10 protein-coding genes and 2 riboswitches are annotated in these 14,359 nt (G+C 46.5%); of the genes, 3 read left to right on the top strand and 7 right to left on the bottom strand.

Features of this window, described 5'->3' with window-relative positions; translation table 11 throughout:
* Nucleotides 1–39 precede the first annotated feature (39 nt).
* On the top strand, nucleotides 40–2,121 hold the full coding sequence (locus MHI30_RS20800) for a catalase (protein ID WP_075751687.1): 2,082 nt from the start codon (nucleotides 40–42) through the stop codon (nucleotides 2,119–2,121).
* A gap of 45 nt (nucleotides 2,122–2,166) precedes the next feature.
* Here the strand turns inward: MHI30_RS20800 and MHI30_RS20795 are convergent, their stop codons facing one another.
* From MHI30_RS20795 to MHI30_RS20775, 5 genes are all read right to left on the bottom strand, one after another.
* Nucleotides 2,167–3,360 (bottom strand): nucleoside transporter C-terminal domain-containing protein, encoded by a 1,194-nt coding sequence (locus MHI30_RS20795; protein ID WP_003186496.1) that lies wholly within the window; start codon nucleotides 3,358–3,360, stop codon nucleotides 2,167–2,169.
* A 134-nt stretch (nucleotides 3,361–3,494) separates the two neighbouring features.
* A riboswitch (purine riboswitch) is annotated at nucleotides 3,495–3,596 on the bottom strand.
* 147 nt (nucleotides 3,597–3,743) lie between these two features.
* The gene (gene galE / locus MHI30_RS20790; RefSeq protein WP_075751686.1) at nucleotides 3,744–4,739 is read right to left on the bottom strand and encodes a UDP-glucose 4-epimerase GalE; all 996 of its coding nucleotides are present in this window, start codon (nucleotides 4,737–4,739) and stop codon (nucleotides 3,744–3,746) included.
* Between the two features lie 30 nt (nucleotides 4,740–4,769).
* Nucleotides 4,770–5,747: a glycosyltransferase family 2 protein gene (locus tag MHI30_RS20785; RefSeq protein WP_075751840.1), complete on the bottom strand. Its 978-nt coding sequence runs from the start codon at nucleotides 5,745–5,747 to the stop codon at nucleotides 4,770–4,772.
* Between the two features lie 20 nt (nucleotides 5,748–5,767).
* Nucleotides 5,768–8,008, bottom strand: a complete 2,241-nt coding sequence (locus MHI30_RS20780) for a glycosyltransferase family 39 protein (RefSeq protein ID WP_075751685.1) — start codon at nucleotides 8,006–8,008, stop codon at nucleotides 5,768–5,770.
* A 340-nt stretch (nucleotides 8,009–8,348) separates the two neighbouring features.
* The gene (locus tag MHI30_RS20775; protein ID WP_075751684.1) at nucleotides 8,349–9,479 is read right to left on the bottom strand and encodes a 5-methyltetrahydropteroyltriglutamate--homocysteine S-methyltransferase; all 1,131 of its coding nucleotides are present in this window, start codon (nucleotides 9,477–9,479) and stop codon (nucleotides 8,349–8,351) included.
* 73 nt (nucleotides 9,480–9,552) lie between these two features.
* Nucleotides 9,553–9,662, bottom strand: a riboswitch (SAM riboswitch).
* A 674-nt stretch (nucleotides 9,663–10,336) separates the two neighbouring features.
* On the opposite strand from MHI30_RS20775, the gene MHI30_RS20770 reads away from it, so the two are divergent.
* Complete coding sequence (locus MHI30_RS20770) at nucleotides 10,337–11,020, top strand: DUF3298 and DUF4163 domain-containing protein (RefSeq protein ID WP_075751683.1); 684 nt, start codon at nucleotides 10,337–10,339, stop codon at nucleotides 11,018–11,020.
* A 98-nt stretch (nucleotides 11,021–11,118) separates the two neighbouring features.
* Here the strand turns inward: MHI30_RS20770 and MHI30_RS20765 are convergent, their stop codons facing one another.
* Nucleotides 11,119–11,649, bottom strand: coding sequence for a chorismate pyruvate-lyase family protein (locus tag MHI30_RS20765; protein ID WP_059230916.1), 531 nt, complete (start codon nucleotides 11,647–11,649; stop codon nucleotides 11,119–11,121).
* Nucleotides 11,650–11,845: 196 nt separating this feature from the next.
* Nucleotides 11,846–12,820 (bottom strand): LacI family DNA-binding transcriptional regulator, encoded by a 975-nt coding sequence (locus MHI30_RS20760; protein ID WP_009329906.1) that lies wholly within the window; start codon nucleotides 12,818–12,820, stop codon nucleotides 11,846–11,848.
* 233 nt (nucleotides 12,821–13,053) lie between these two features.
* On the opposite strand from MHI30_RS20760, the gene MHI30_RS20755 reads away from it, so the two are divergent.
* Nucleotides 13,054–14,352, top strand: a complete 1,299-nt coding sequence (locus tag MHI30_RS20755; protein ID WP_075751682.1) for a sugar ABC transporter substrate-binding protein — start codon at nucleotides 13,054–13,056, stop codon at nucleotides 14,350–14,352.
* Nucleotides 14,353–14,359: the final 7 nt, after the last annotated feature.

Below are 14,359 nucleotides of genomic sequence, written 5' to 3'. Positions count from 1 at the left end.
ATCAACTACATAGGGAATAAATATGAGGAGGGATGACAAGTGAATAACAATGATGGCCGCCGCAAAGTCAATGAGCACAGCAAGGATCAACAACTCGAACAGTACCGGTCTGACAACAGGGGCAAAAAAATGACGACGAACCAGGGTTTGCGCGTATCTGAAGATGAACACTCCTTAAAAGCAGGCGTGCGCGGTCCGACGCTGATGGAGGACTTTCATTTCCGTGAAAAAATGACCCATTTTGACCATGAACGGATTCCGGAGCGGGTAGTCCATGCGAGGGGTTTTGGCGCGCATGGCTATTTCCAGGTTTACGAGCCGATGACGGAGTATACGAAAGCAAAGTTTCTTCAAGATCCGTCAGTGAAAACACCGGTGTTTGTCAGGTTCTCGACTGTAGCCGGTTCCAGGGGATCGGGTGATACCGTCCGCGATGTCAGAGGATTCGCGACAAAGTTTTATACAGAAGAAGGGAACTACGACCTTGTCGGCAACAACATCCCTGTTTTCTTCATTCAGGATGCCATCAAGTTCCCTGACCTGGTGCATTCCTTTAAGCCGGAACCGAATAACGAAATGCCGCAGGCTTCTACGGCGCACGATACGTTTTGGGACTTTGTCGCCAACAACGAAGAAACGGCTCACATGATCATGTGGGCGATGTCTGACAGGGCGATTCCGCGAAGCTACAGGATGATGGAAGGCTTCGGCGTTCATACGTTCAGGTTTGTAAATGAAGAAGGCAAGGCGCGCTTTGTTAAATTTCACTGGAAGCCCGTCCTCGGCGTCCATTCGCTCGTCTGGGATGAAGCGCAGACAATCGCCGGAAAAGATCCCGATTATCACCGCCGCGATCTGTGGGAAGCGATCGAAAGAGGCGATGAAGTGGAGTATGAGCTCGGCGTGCAAATGATTGACGAAGAAGACGAGTTCAAGTTTGACTTCGATATCCTTGATCCGACAAAGCTTTGGCCGGAAGAAATGGTTCCTGTCAAGATCATCGGCAAAATGACGCTGAATCGAAACCAGGATAACGTTTTTGCCGAAACGGAACAGGCCGCTTTCCATCCGGGCCATGTTGTTCCGGGCATCGATTTCACAAACGATCCGCTTTTGCAGGGCCGGCTCTTTTCCTATACGGACACACAGCTGATCCGATTGGGAGGTCCGAACTTTCACGAAATTCCGATCAACCGGCCGGTCTGCCCGTTCCATAACAACCAGTATGACGGCTATCACAGGATGACGATTAATAAAGGGCCTGTCGCTTATCATAAAAATTCGCTGCAAAACAACGATCCGGCGCCTGCTTCAGAAGAAGAAGGCGGATATGTGCACTACGAGGAAAAAGTCGAGGGCAAAAAAATCCGCCAGCGCAGCGAAAGCTTTAATGATCACTATTCGCAAGCGAAGCTGTTTTGGAACAGCATGTCTCCCGTTGAAAAAGAACATATCATTTCGGCGTTCCGCTTTGAAGTCGGAAAGGTCAAAAGCAAGGACGTCCGCCGCCAAGTCGTTCATATGTTTAACAGGGTTGACGGGGAGCTTGCCAAGCAAATCGCTGCGGGTGTAGGCGTAGAGCCCCCTGAAAAAGACGAAGGCTCCAACGTGACGTTTAAATCCCCTGCGCTCAGCCAGGAGAACACGGTGAAACTGCCGCAGACAAGGACAGTCGCCATTTTAGCAGAACAAGGTTTTGATGATGAAGACCTGAGCCGTGTGTTGAAAGAATTCAAAAAAGCCGGCATCATTCCGGACATCGTCAGCTCGGCACTCGGAGTAATCGAAGGGACCGGCGGCACAGAAATTGAAGTCGGAAACACTTTGCAGACGGTCGATTCTGTGCTGTACGATGCTGTTTATATTCCGGGCGGCCAAGAAAGCATTGAACGCCTGCAATTGCATAAAGCCGCAGCGGATTTTATCAATGAAGCATTAGGACATTATAAAGCAATCGGAGCCGCAGGCGAAGGGGTCGATCTCCTGCTGTCCGCCGCCGGATCCCATGCGGCTGCACAGCCGGGCATTATCACCTCTCGCGATGATAAGAGCAAAGACGACTTTGGAAAAATACTGGTCGAAGCGATCGGCGAGCACCGCCATTGGGATAGGCAAGTTTAATAAAAAAAGAGGCAGGCTAAATGCCTGCCCTTTTACTCTATTTTTCTACCACACAAACAGCCCGACAATCCCCGCGCTCAACAGCGACACCGCTATTCCGCTGACAAGGAGCTTCCACACATTTCTTCCGATAATCGCCGATTTTTCTCCGTTAAATAAGGAATTGTACGTTCCATAGATCATCCCGATCGTACTGAAGTTGGCAAACGACGTCAAAAATGTTGTGGCCACGGCAGCCGTATGTGGTGAAATCGCATCTAGCTGCGTTTTTAAATCCATCATCGCGACGAATTCGTTTGTGGCGAGTTTCATGCCCATCAGCTGTGCAACATACATCGCGTCGCCCGGCGCCAGTCCAAGCAAGAATGCGAACGGACTGAAGATATAAGAAAAGATCTTTTGAATCGTCAAACCGTCTACGATCAATCCCAAAATACCGTTCAAACATGAGGTTAAAGCGACATATCCGATGACCATGGCGAGAATGACGATAACCATATTCATTCCGACCATCATGCTGTTTGAAATCGTTGAGAAAAAGTCCTTTTTCTCTTCTTTTGGCGGTACGTAAATGATGTCTTCATCCTTAGTGACTTCCACCGGGTTTAAAATGCTGGCCAAGATCAACGCATTTAAGCAGTTCAACGGAATCGCTGTAAATACGTATGTCGCAGGAACCATCGTTAAATAAGACCCGAGAATCGATCCGCTGATGCTGCTCATACTCATAATGCCGAACGTCAGCAGGCGGTTGTCCTTTAATACAGCCAATTGCCCGCGAATCACGGCGAGCGCTTCAGTATTGCCCAGAAACATCATTTGAATCGAAAAGAAACTTTCTAATTTAGGAAGGCGTGACACTTTCGAAATCACCCAGCCGATCTTATCAATCATCCATGTTAAAATTCCGAAATAAGCCAGTATATCAAAAAATGTCACGACAAAAATAATCGGCAGCAAGGCGCTGAAGAAAAAGTCAACGGTTTCATTGCCCATCACGGACGGAAAGGCAAACGCGATACCGTCGCTTGCACAAGCGATCAGCCAAGAAAAGAAAGAGGCGATCAGATTGATGGCCCATCCGCCGATTTTTGTCCCAAGCATAAACCACGTCACCAAAAGCTCAACGATGAAAAGGGAGAGAATCGGCCTCCATTTTACGCTTTTCTTTCGCGGGGAACAAAAATAAATCACGGACATGACAATGAAAATGCCTAAAATGTTAATGAGAAAATACATGATGCCAACTCCCGAATGTTTTTTGAAAATAAAAAAGCTCTTACTTTTCATGGGTTCCGATAAAGAAAGCATGAAAAATAAGAGCATATGAAAAATAGATATATTGTTTGCGCAATACACTTTTTACATGATCAAATCTATTCAAACTTCCTTGTAGTCTGGCGATTTACGGTTGCCAGGTAGAAACAATCAGACCCTATTACTGATTATATACAAGAAGTGAGCTTCTATTATTTTGACTGTATTTTATCCCTTTTGCGCTCAGAAAATCAACCTAAATAAGTATTTTCACAATAATAAATTATTTTTATATTAAATTGAGTTCTCGTGTAAGCTAAAAGCCGCCATTCCGGCGGCTTTCTAAAAAAGGGAGGATTCTATGTTCACCCTTGCTTCACACTCTCCGAAGCATATCCATTCGGATTCGCAGAGTGCCAGTTCCAGGCGTCGCGGATGATTGCGATCAGGCTGTTGTGTTTTGGGGTCCAGCCTAATTCTTTTCTTGCTCTCGAAGAAGAAGCGGCAAATGTTGCTTGTGAATCGATGTCCGTTTCTGTCAGCTTTGCGGCGATAAGAGGAATGCCTGTGACATATTGGGCGGCAAGGATGATTTGTTCAGCGGAGTAGCTTTCGCCATAGCTGAGATTGTAGATTCGGCTATCCTTGCCTTTCCGCAAGTGGCTGATGGCGAGCACGTGTGCTTCTGCCAAATCCTGCACGTGAACATAATCGCGGAAGCCAGTTGCTTCTTCAGGTTGATCTATGTGAACAAAAGGAAGGTGTCCGAGAGCGGTTCGCAGAACATTTGAAATGAGATGTGTTTCGCTCCCCCGGTCTTCGCCGATGATGGCGGATGGGTGGGCGCCGCACGCATTGAAGGAGCGGAGGATCACATATTTCAGGCCATACGCTTTTTCCGCTTCCATCAGCATTTTCTCCATCATCCATTTGACCTTCCCGTGCGGGTGAACGGGTTCTGGTTCGGTTTCTTCCGTGACAGGGAAGTCCTGTGGACAGCCGTAGACGGCAGCGCTTGACGCGAAAACGATCCGGCCGACATCGTATTCTTTCATCACGTCAAGCAGGGTTTCCATGCCTGTCATGTTTTCGTTGAAAGAAGAAAAAACGCGATTCGACTGTGATGGAATGGGTGATGCTGCGAAATGCATGACGGCTTCAATGTCCTCGTTTTCAAATACTTGCTTGAGAAAATGCCGGTCGCGAATATCCCCTTTATAAAACGCAGCTTCGGGGTGAACGGCTTCTGCGTGTCCAGTCGCCAGGGAATCCACAACGACGACTTTTTCTTTTTTCTCAATTAACGTGTAAACGGCGTGGGAACCGATATAACCGGCTCCCCCGACAACTAGTATGCTCATCGGAATCCCTCCTTTTGGATCTCTTGTCTTCTATATCATATGGCGCTGCGGAGCTGCCGCCCGCCGCTGTTCTTCAAATCCGTATTTGCCGTCAATGATATATAGCGGCCTGTCTTTCACTTCGTCATAAATGCGGCCGATGTATTCGCCGATCGCTCCGAGGATGATCAGAATAAATCCGCTGAACAAGCATTGCAGAATGATCATCGACGACCATCCTGTAATGGTGCTTGTCGTAAACAGCTTCATGCAGACGACGATGAAGGCGTATATAAAGCCGACCGCTGACAGCGCGATTCCTGAGTAGCTTGCCAGTTTCAGCGGCTGAAAGGAAAATGAGGTGATGCCGTCGAGCGAAAGCTTCAGCATTTTTTTGAGCGGGTACTTCGTTTCACCTGCAAGCCGTTCGTGGCGCTCGTAATAGACGGCGGTCTGCTTGAACCCGAGCCAGCTGACAAGGCCGCGGACGAACGGATTTTTTTCTTCCAGCTTGTTCATTTCATTGACCACCTTCCGGTCCATGAGCCGGAAGTCTCCCGTATCCACCGGGATATCAACGTCTGTGAGTTTTCTTAAAATACGGTAGAACATGGCGGCCGTTTGCTTTTTGAAAAATGTTTCTCCTTCACGCTTTGTGCGGACGGCGTATACAACGTCAAAGCCTTGGCGCCATTTTTCCGCCATTTCCAAAATCAATTCGGGAGGATCCTGCAAATCGGCGTCGATCACAACGATCGCTTCGCCGGCAGCATAGTCGGTACCGGCCGTAATGGCGATCTGATGACCGAAGTTTCTTGAGAAATTGATGCATTTTACTGCCGGGTCTGACTGAGCAAGCGACTTCAGCATGTGAATGCTGTCATCGCTTGAACCGTCGTTTACAAAAATCAGTTCATAGGGATCGCCTGTCGAATCCATGACGGTTTTTAATCGGTCATAGGTGCTTTGAAGCACTTCCGCTTCGTTGTAGACAGGGACTACGATTGAAAATGTGACTTGTCTCTGCATATTCATCACCTTTCCTTTCATCAATCAAGCTCCACTTTATAAAGCGTCTGATTTCCGCCAGGTCCGCCTGACTGGGAATCGTTATCTGAAGAAGAGCTGCTGTATTCGCTTTTTGAAATTTCTTTTCCGCTTTCTTTAATCCAGTTGGTGATTTCTGAATTTTCCTGGCCTCGGCCGTCGCCGATCATGAAATACTTGACTTCGCCGTTTTTGACGAGCTTCTCAAGTTTTTCAACCGTCAAAATCGGATCGCTTCCAGAGAATCCGCCCATCGCCATCACAGCTTTGCCTGTTTTGATGATGTAAGATTGAGCAGACGTTGCGCTGGAGACTGCAAATAAATATTTTTCACCAGTGTTGTTCTTTTCAAGGTAGCTCAACAGTTCTTCATCGACTGATTCGCCGTTTCCAGGGCTGCCGCCGCTGCTTGGTCCGCCTTGTTGACGGCCGCTTGCGCCTTCACCGTTCTGATTTTGGCTGTTTTGGCCGGAACCGGTATCAGCTGAAGAATCATTGCTGTTTGAACCAGGACCGAAGCCAGGTCCGTTATTGTTGGCACTGTTTGTTTGACCGTCTTTGCTGCCGAATCCGGGAGGTCCGCTGCCGTTGTTATTCTGCATCTTACCTCCTCCGCCACCGCCGCCAAATGATTGTGCGGATTTAGGACCGGCCTGTGGAATCATGCCGTTTACACCGTCAGTGAGCGTTGCTGTCGTCCAATAGAAAGGTCCGATCAGCATGCCGAGCAGCGCTGCAAGTGCTACATAGTAGCTGAATGACTTTCCTTTCTTCACAAAGATGAGAAGGCAGCTTGTGACAATGCCGAAAGCGCCGATCAATATGCTCCAGATGATGCCGATTTCGCTGAGATAAGGACTCAAAATATACAATTCAAATGCGGTTGTCAGCAAAATCCCGATCGGCAGAAGCTGTTTTTTCCAGCCGCTTTCTTCCTGATAGAGGCGAACGAGCGCCGTCCAGCCTGCACCTGACAAAGCCGCAATCGGTGCTGCCAGCATAATCAGATAGTAATGATGGAAGAATCCTGCGACGCTGAAGAATGCAGCGACCGGCAGAAGCCACATCATCCAGAAAATCGTTTCAGTCGTTGTTTCATTGAATTTTCGTTGCCCGCGAAGGCCTGTGATCAGCAAACCGATGATGCCGAAGAATACAAACGGGATGAGCCAGCTTGCCTGTCCGGAAAGCTCAGATTGGAATAGTCTGAGAGGACCCGCGGTTCCTGTGCCAAACATGCCGCTCGTGCCGCCACCGGGACCTCCGCCGCCGCTTTGGACATCACCCTGCTGGCCGTCCGGTCCGCCTGAAGGCATTTCGCCCCCGCTCGGCGGAGTCACTTGTCCATTTGCCGAGTCTGAGTTGTTTTCAGTATCGCCGCTTTGCTGCTGCGGCATTTCCTGCTGCTGGTTCTTTTGATCTTGAGCAGATGAGGAGGGTCCGCCCCCGCCTGCACCGTTTTGTCCTGTGAGACGCTGGATGCCGTTGTAGCCAAACGCCAGCTCAAGGACAGAGTTGGTCTGGCTGCTTCCGATATAAGGGCGCGAACTCTCCGGCTGGCTGTCAACGACAACCGCCCAGGAAACGGAAACGCCTGCCAGAACGATCACGGCTGTGATAAGAGACACAACTTTTTTGCGAAGCGTCGTTTTTGCTGCAATCATGTAAAACAGCAAGAATGCCGGTAATACCATGTATGCTTGCAGCATTTTGACGTTAAAGCCGACGCCGACCATACAGAATGCGCCGAGCAGCCAGCCGATTTTTCCTTTGCGGACTGCTTTAAACAACATCCACGTTGCAGTCATCAAGCAAAGGACGAGAATGCTGTCGACGTTGTTTGTATGGCTGACTGCAACGGCAATCGGCGTACACGCCATAATAAGAGCTGAAATTCTGGCCGCCGTTTTGCCAAAAGTAGGTTTTACAATAAAGTACAACAGTGCTACGGAAATCACTTCGGCAATGGCTTCAGGGAGAACGACGCTCCAGCCGTGCAGGCCGAACACAAGTGCAAAAAGTGTCTGAATCCAGAGTGCGACAGGCGGTTTATCAACTGTTACAAAGCCTGCCGGATCAAATGATGCGTAAAAGAAGTTATGAAAGCTTTGGGTCATACTTTCAACGGCCGCCGTATAGTAGGCGTTGTCTGTGTCACTATTCCAGATGCCGTACAAGTTTAATGCTGCAGATAATACAAGAATGAAGACCAGGAATATATCGATTTTCCTTTTCTTAATCATTGTTCGATCACCTCACTAAAGAGCATTATAGAAGCCAAATATGATCAAACTATGAACAAATCAAGAAGGAATTTTAAATTGTATAGAGGGGCAAAAAAAAGAGACATGCCGTCAGGAGGCATGTCTCCAGCGTGTCGACAAACCCTCGCATTCGTTGTCAGGCCTGCGCGTCGGTGCTCACGAATTCCAACATTCGCTCCGCTCCGATGCTCGGCCTTCCTAGACTGCAAGGGTTTTCAATCACGCTGAAAGGATGACAAAATCCCAAAACAAAAAGCTGTTTTGGGATTTTGTCAACATTCTGAGACATGCCGTCATTAGGCATGTCTCAAATGAGGTGTTATTTCCATACGTCTTCAGCGATCTCGACGACATGGCGCAGTTTTTCCCATTGCTGCTCTTCCGTCAGGAGGTTGCCTTCTTCTGTGGAGGCAAAGCCGCACTGCGGGCTTAGGCACAACTGGTTCAGGTCGACGAAGCGAGCCGCCTCTTCGATGCGGCGCTTAACAGCATCCGGGTTTTCAAGCTCACCGAATTTGGATGTGATGAGACCGAGGACGATCTGCAAGTCTTTCCGTTTGACATAGCGAAGCGGTTCGAAGCCGCCGGAGCGCTCGTCATCAAATTCAAGGAAAAGTCCGTCTAAATTGAGTCCGTCGAAAATCGTTTCAGCAGCCGCATCGTAGCCGCCTTCCGCCACCCATGTTGACTGGAAGTTGCCGCGGCAGATGTGCATGGTGACCGTCAAATCATCCGGGCGTCCTTCAACTGCTTCATTAATCGTGTTGGCGAAAGACTGGCGCAGTTCATCAGGCTGGCGGCCGAAGGCTTTGATCTGCTCATGTCCTTTGTCTGAGAAAAATACCGACCAGGCCGTGTCATCCAGTTGCAAATAGCGGCAGCCGGCATCGTAAAATGCACGGATTGCTTTTTTGTAAGCCTGCGCGACATCGTGATGGAATTCATCCAGATCCTCGTACGGGCTTTCTCCAAGTTTTCCTCTGAAAAACAGCATATTCGGGCTCGGAATCGTCATTTTCGGCGTATGTGTGCCCGCAATATCATGAAGAAATTGATAATCTTCAAGCATCGGATGGTTTGTAAAGTCGACTTTGCTTGTTACTTTGATGCCGCGCGGCTTTGTTTCAACATTATGAAATTGAATGCCCTTGTCCGCTGTATATCCTTCTACGCCGTCAAGCCCTTCGAGAAAGTCAAAGTGCCACCATGACCTGCGGAATTCCCCGTCAGTAACAGCTTTAAGGCCAATTTCTTTTTGCTTTTCGACAATGCGCTTGATCTCTTCGTTTTCGACTTCGCGCAGTTGTTCAGCGCTAATTTCACCGTTCGCTTTTTGAATACGCGCTTTTTTTACGGGCGCAGACCTTAAAAGGCTTCCCACCTGATCAGCTCTGTACGGTCCGATTTTTTTCCTAGGCGTTTGCTTCAGTACATCGGTTGATTGTGTCATGCTTCATCCCTCTTTCTTTATAAACATAAAAAAGCTCTTCCCGATAAGGAAGAGCTTGATATATTCAATCTCCTCCTTATCTTCAAGAGCACGAACATGCTCTTAAGGATTTAGCACCATTCTGTCATAGACAGCGGTTGCCGGGTTTCACAGGGCCAGTCCCTCCACCACTCTTGATAAGGAAAACCTTTTTATGCGATTTTTTTAATAATTTTAATATTAATACTTTTTATAAAAATGTCAATGGTTAATAAAAGAGCATTTTTAATTTATTCGAGTATTTTTCCAGACGGTTTTGTACTTTTTTTGATATTTTTCATTCTCTTCTTCTGCGATTAAACCGGCGGCAGTGCTTTTGATATCGTTATCCTTCAAGCATCGTATAAGTGTCTAAGGCTTTGGATCATATCAAATCGAATCAGCGTGTAATTTTTTCGTAAAGACAGCCGTTAAAACAATCAACGAGGTGTTTGACGACTATTTTCCGCTGTTGATCCCCTGCCAAACCGACTCTCCAATTTTATACGTCACTTAGCATTTTGTTTTCCGGGTCACTGATGCTCAATGATAGAGAAAATGCGCTTTATGATTGTCTTTATCATCAAGATCTTTTATTAATTGATCCCATACTTAATAGGCCCAATCGACTTCTTTTTCGGTTAAGGACAGGATGTGTTGATATGCTTCATATTGGAGAATGTCGATCGTCTGACTCCAAATCTCTAAAATACATGTGAATCGCATTGAATTAGAATATTTTTCAAAAAATGAAACTTTTTATCGAGTTCACCGGTCTATCATGTGTACCTGATTTCAAAGTGGGTATGATAAACAATGAAAGATTAAGGAGGGTTCTTATGAACAAAAAAACAGTGTTTAAAGCGTTAGGTATGTTGATGACAGGGATATTGTTTTTTGCGCTGTACAGTGCGGCTGCACTTCCTTCTGCATACGCGGCAAATGAAAAAAAGCCGACGGTCACGAGCCATACTTACAAAAACGTTAAGGCTTTGAAATACCCGCAGGTTTCAAATGTAAGCACCAAATCTCTCCAAAATAAGATCAACAAAGATTTTAAACGTTATATTGAGCAGTCCTACAAAGATTATGTAAAAAACAAGAAAGACGGTCAACAGCACGGATACCAAACCGATTATCAAACGTCCTTTGAAGTGAAATACCGGACCGGCCAAAAGCTGAGCATCCTGACAAGTAATTACGTCTACTCCGGCGGAGCGCACGGAAATACGGCAGTCCGCTCTTTCAACTATGACCTTGCCTCTAAAAAACGGGTGTATTTATCAGACATCCTAAATACAAAATCGAAAATGGATAAGACAAAAACATACATTTACAACTATATTCAAAAACACAGCGACATTTTCTTCCCGGATGTGAAGAAGAAAGACATCGTCCTTGGTAAAAACACGGCTTTTTATTACACAAAAGACGGCATTGCGATCGTCTTCCAGCAATACGATGTAGCCCCTTATGCTGCCGGAAATCCGGTCGTTGCCGTTCCGAAAACGGTGTATCAATAAATAACAGCCCCTGTTTCGCAGGGGTTTTTGTTTTGAGGGAAGAAGGATTGGGGAGGTTTTGGAAGCACTTTCATAAAGCGGCAGCTGACGGGCATGATTCAGCCCGGCGTCAGTTCGCAGATTTTTTCTAAATCGAACAGCTCGCAGACATAGAACATGCACTGCCGGCCGCTGATGATCTGATATTTTTTAAAAGCATATGTCCGGTCTGCTGAAACAGGTACAAGGTGTGTGAAATGTTTTCCCAGGCAGTCGCCCGTGCTGAAAATTTCACGCCTTGACTCCAGTTCTGCAATGATTTTCCCGATGGGAAGCCTTTCTTCCTGCAAATCTTGTTTGATAGCGGGCGGCAGTAAGTTTGTTTTGACATAGACATAATTATAAGATAAATAATCAGCGCCTGATTTCAAAGAGGAGGTTCTAAACAAGATGTCATCATCGCGTTGAAACAGCCTCGCTTCTTCAGGTGACAGCTTGTCATAATCAATATTCTTTTGCTGAAAAACTTCGATTTCGGCTTTGCCGCCGATCAGCGTTTCAATCGCTTTGGTTGTTGAACCATCGGTTTTGGTTAACATGTCTTTTACAAGAGCAACAACAGTTTCAGGAAAAAAGTGGCTTACACTCAATGAAAGGCACCTCCGTACCAAAATTAGAATTTTTTGAAAACTTGTCTTTAAATTTATCATGTGGAGGTGAGTTTGTCTAGAAAAATAAGTTAAATTTTAGGTTAGTAATGTAAATTTTATCTTTTTTAAAATTGGATAGATCAGGATGTGTATGGAAAAAGGAGACGTCAATGTCTCCTTTTTTTGTGCCATTAATTTAAGTCGTCTCTCCTTCTAAAAGCTGTACGGGCAAATAGGTTTCCAGCGGCAAGTCATCGAATTCGCCTTCAATGGCTTTGGACAAAATCTCGATGGCCGTCTTGGAAATGAGTTCGATCGGCTGCTGGATGGTTGTCAATTCCGGGAGGATAGACTGAACCGCTTCCGTTCCGTCGTAGCCGATCACCTTTAATTGCCCGGGAATGTCTTTTCTGCGTTTTTTTGCTTCGGTGATGACTGTAGCAGCCATGAGGTCATCACTGGCGAAAATGCCGTCAGCTGCAGGCTGTTCATCAAACAGTTTTGAGATGATTTCCCGGTAATTTTGATGAAAGGGAACTTCATATGTAATCGGCTGTCTCCCGTGTTGTCGCATCACATCTTCATATGCTTTTCTTCTAAGATTTGCCGGTGTTTTCAGCTCAATTGGTCCGTTGATATGGATGATGTGCCGGCATCCTTTTGCAATTAACAGTTCTGTCGCTTTTCTTCCTCCGTCATAGTTATCGGAGCCGATGACGGGAATCGTTTCCGATAAGTAATGATCAATGGCGACAATCGGCAGGTTTTGCCGATGATAATTTAAAATTCCCCTGTTGTAAGTCACGGCGATGACGCCGTCCACTTGATTTCGCATCAGCATTTCCAAGTATTTTTCTTCTTTGTCTTTGCGGTTCAAGCTGTTGCAAAGCAGCAGTTTGTAGCCCATGGCAGCGCATATGCTCTCAATATGAAAGGCCAGTTCGCCGAAAAACGGGTTGCTGGAGTTTGGGATGATGAGCCCTATTAAATGGGTTCGTTTACGAAATAAAGAGCGGGCCAAATCGTTTGGAAAGTAATTGATTTCTTCCATCGCTTTATAGACTTTTTCTTTTGTTTTTTCACTAATATAGCCGCGGTTATTTAATACCCGCGATACGGTTGTTGGTGAAACTCCCGCTTTTTTTGCAACGTCGTGAATGCTAGGCTTCATTCCCTTTTCCCCCTGCTTTTTTACTGAAATGGCTTACAATTCTCGTCACGCACTTATTTTAGAGAATCGGGCCGATATGTGCAAGAAAATGCCATGATTCTGAGAAATGTACCGGGATGAATGAATGGGAAAAAAGTATGTCAACCGGTTGACATATGAAACCGGTTGACATACAATTCACTTGAAAGCGCTTTTATTTGTTAATTTATGAAAAATGGGGGGAAGTAACAAAGATGAAAAGGTGGCTCTTCGGAATTTTTTCGTTGTTGCTGATGTTTGCGATGTGGGGCTGCAGCAATAGCAAAAGTGCAAATAGCCAAGATGGGAAAACGCTTACGGTATGGGTGCACGTATCTGATGATAGTGAAGAAGGAAAGGTCTATCAAAAGCGGGTGGACGCTTTTAATAAAAAGTATGCCTCTGAAAACGTCGAGGCCAAAATTGATTTCATCCCCAGAAGCGGAAACGGTGGCGGATATGAAGACAAAGTGAACGCGGCACTGACAACGAACACCCTGCCGGATGTGATCACTTTGGACGGACCGAATACGGCGGCTTATGCGAAATCGGGCGTAATTGCGCCATTGGATGAGTATATCAAAGACCAGGATGATTTATTGCCGAGCATTAAGCAACAGGGAACCTACGAGGGGAAACTGTATGCGATCGGCGTCAGCGAATCGTCGGTCGGTATTTACTATAACAAAAAAATGCTGAAGGATGCCGGCGTTGACTTGAAAACGTTGCCAACGGTTGAGAATCCATGGACGTGGGACGAATTTCTTGAGCTTTGCAAAAAGCTGAAAAATAAATATGACAAGCCGGCCATCGATATGCAGTTGCAGTCAAAAGACGAAATGCTGACCTATGCGCTTTTGCCATTTGTTTGGTCGGCCGGCGGCGATGTCCTTTCAAAAGATGGCAAGCAAGCGGAGGGTGTTTTTAACGACAAACCGACCGTTGAAGCGATGACATTTATTCAAACAATGCTGAAAGAGGGTTACACGACCCGGACTCCGGTTAAGCAGGCATTTGAAACGGAAAAATATCCGATGAAAATGAGCGGTGTCTGGACGGTAACCGACATGGAAACAAATTTTCCTAATGTCGATTATGGTGTGATGCCGTATCCTGTTTCGCCAAAAACAAAAAAGCTTGTGTCCCCTTCAGGAAGCTGGCAGTTTGCCATGACACAGACGTCTGAAAACAAGGAATGGGCGGCAAAATTGGTCGATTGGATGACAAACAAGGAATCCAACCTGGAATTGAGCCGTTCGATCGCCGCGCTGCCTGTGCGCTATTCATCAGAGAAAGTGCTGGCAAAAGAATTCTCAGATGAAATGAATGTCTTCTTGCAGCAGCTGAAAGAAACGGGGCATGCACGACCGGTGACACCGGCATATCCACAGGTGACACGCGCATTTCAGCAAGCGATCGATGACATCAGCTTCTTTGATCAGCATCAGGATATTCATTCGGTGCTGGATACGCGTGCAAAAGAAATGCAATCAGCCATCGATAAGGCAAACTAGAAGGTGG

This window comes from Bacillus sp. FSL L8-0528 (genome assembly GCF_038593085.1).
In the GTDB taxonomy this organism is placed as follows: Bacteria; Bacillota; Bacilli; order Bacillales; family Bacillaceae; genus Bacillus; species Bacillus paralicheniformis.
Note: the sequence above shows the minus strand (reverse complement) of the source record. Positions and strands in the feature narration are given on the sequence as shown.

Coding starts and splice junctions, on each gene's coding strand:
- MHI30_RS20795 (WP_003186496.1), bottom strand. CDS start 3,360: ATGTATTTTCTCATTAACATTTTAGGCATTTTCATTGTCATGTCCGTG.
- galE (WP_075751686.1), bottom strand. CDS start 4,739: ATGAGCATACTAGTTGTCGGGGGAGCCGGTTATATCGGTTCCCACGCC.
- MHI30_RS20785 (WP_075751840.1), bottom strand. CDS start 5,747: ATGCAGAGACAAGTCACATTTTCAATCGTAGTCCCTGTCTACAACGAA.
- MHI30_RS20780 (WP_075751685.1), bottom strand. CDS start 8,008: ATGATTAAGAAAAGGAAAATCGATATATTCCTGGTCTTCATTCTTGTA.
- MHI30_RS20775 (WP_075751684.1), bottom strand. CDS start 9,479: ATGACACAATCAACCGATGTACTGAAGCAAACGCCTAGGAAAAAAATC.
- MHI30_RS20770 (WP_075751683.1), top strand. CDS start 10,337: ATGAACAAAAAAACAGTGTTTAAAGCGTTAGGTATGTTGATGACAGGG.
- MHI30_RS20760 (WP_009329906.1), bottom strand. CDS start 12,820: ATGAAGCCTAGCATTCACGACGTTGCAAAAAAAGCGGGAGTTTCACCA.
- MHI30_RS20755 (WP_075751682.1), top strand. CDS start 13,054: ATGAAAAGGTGGCTCTTCGGAATTTTTTCGTTGTTGCTGATGTTTGCG.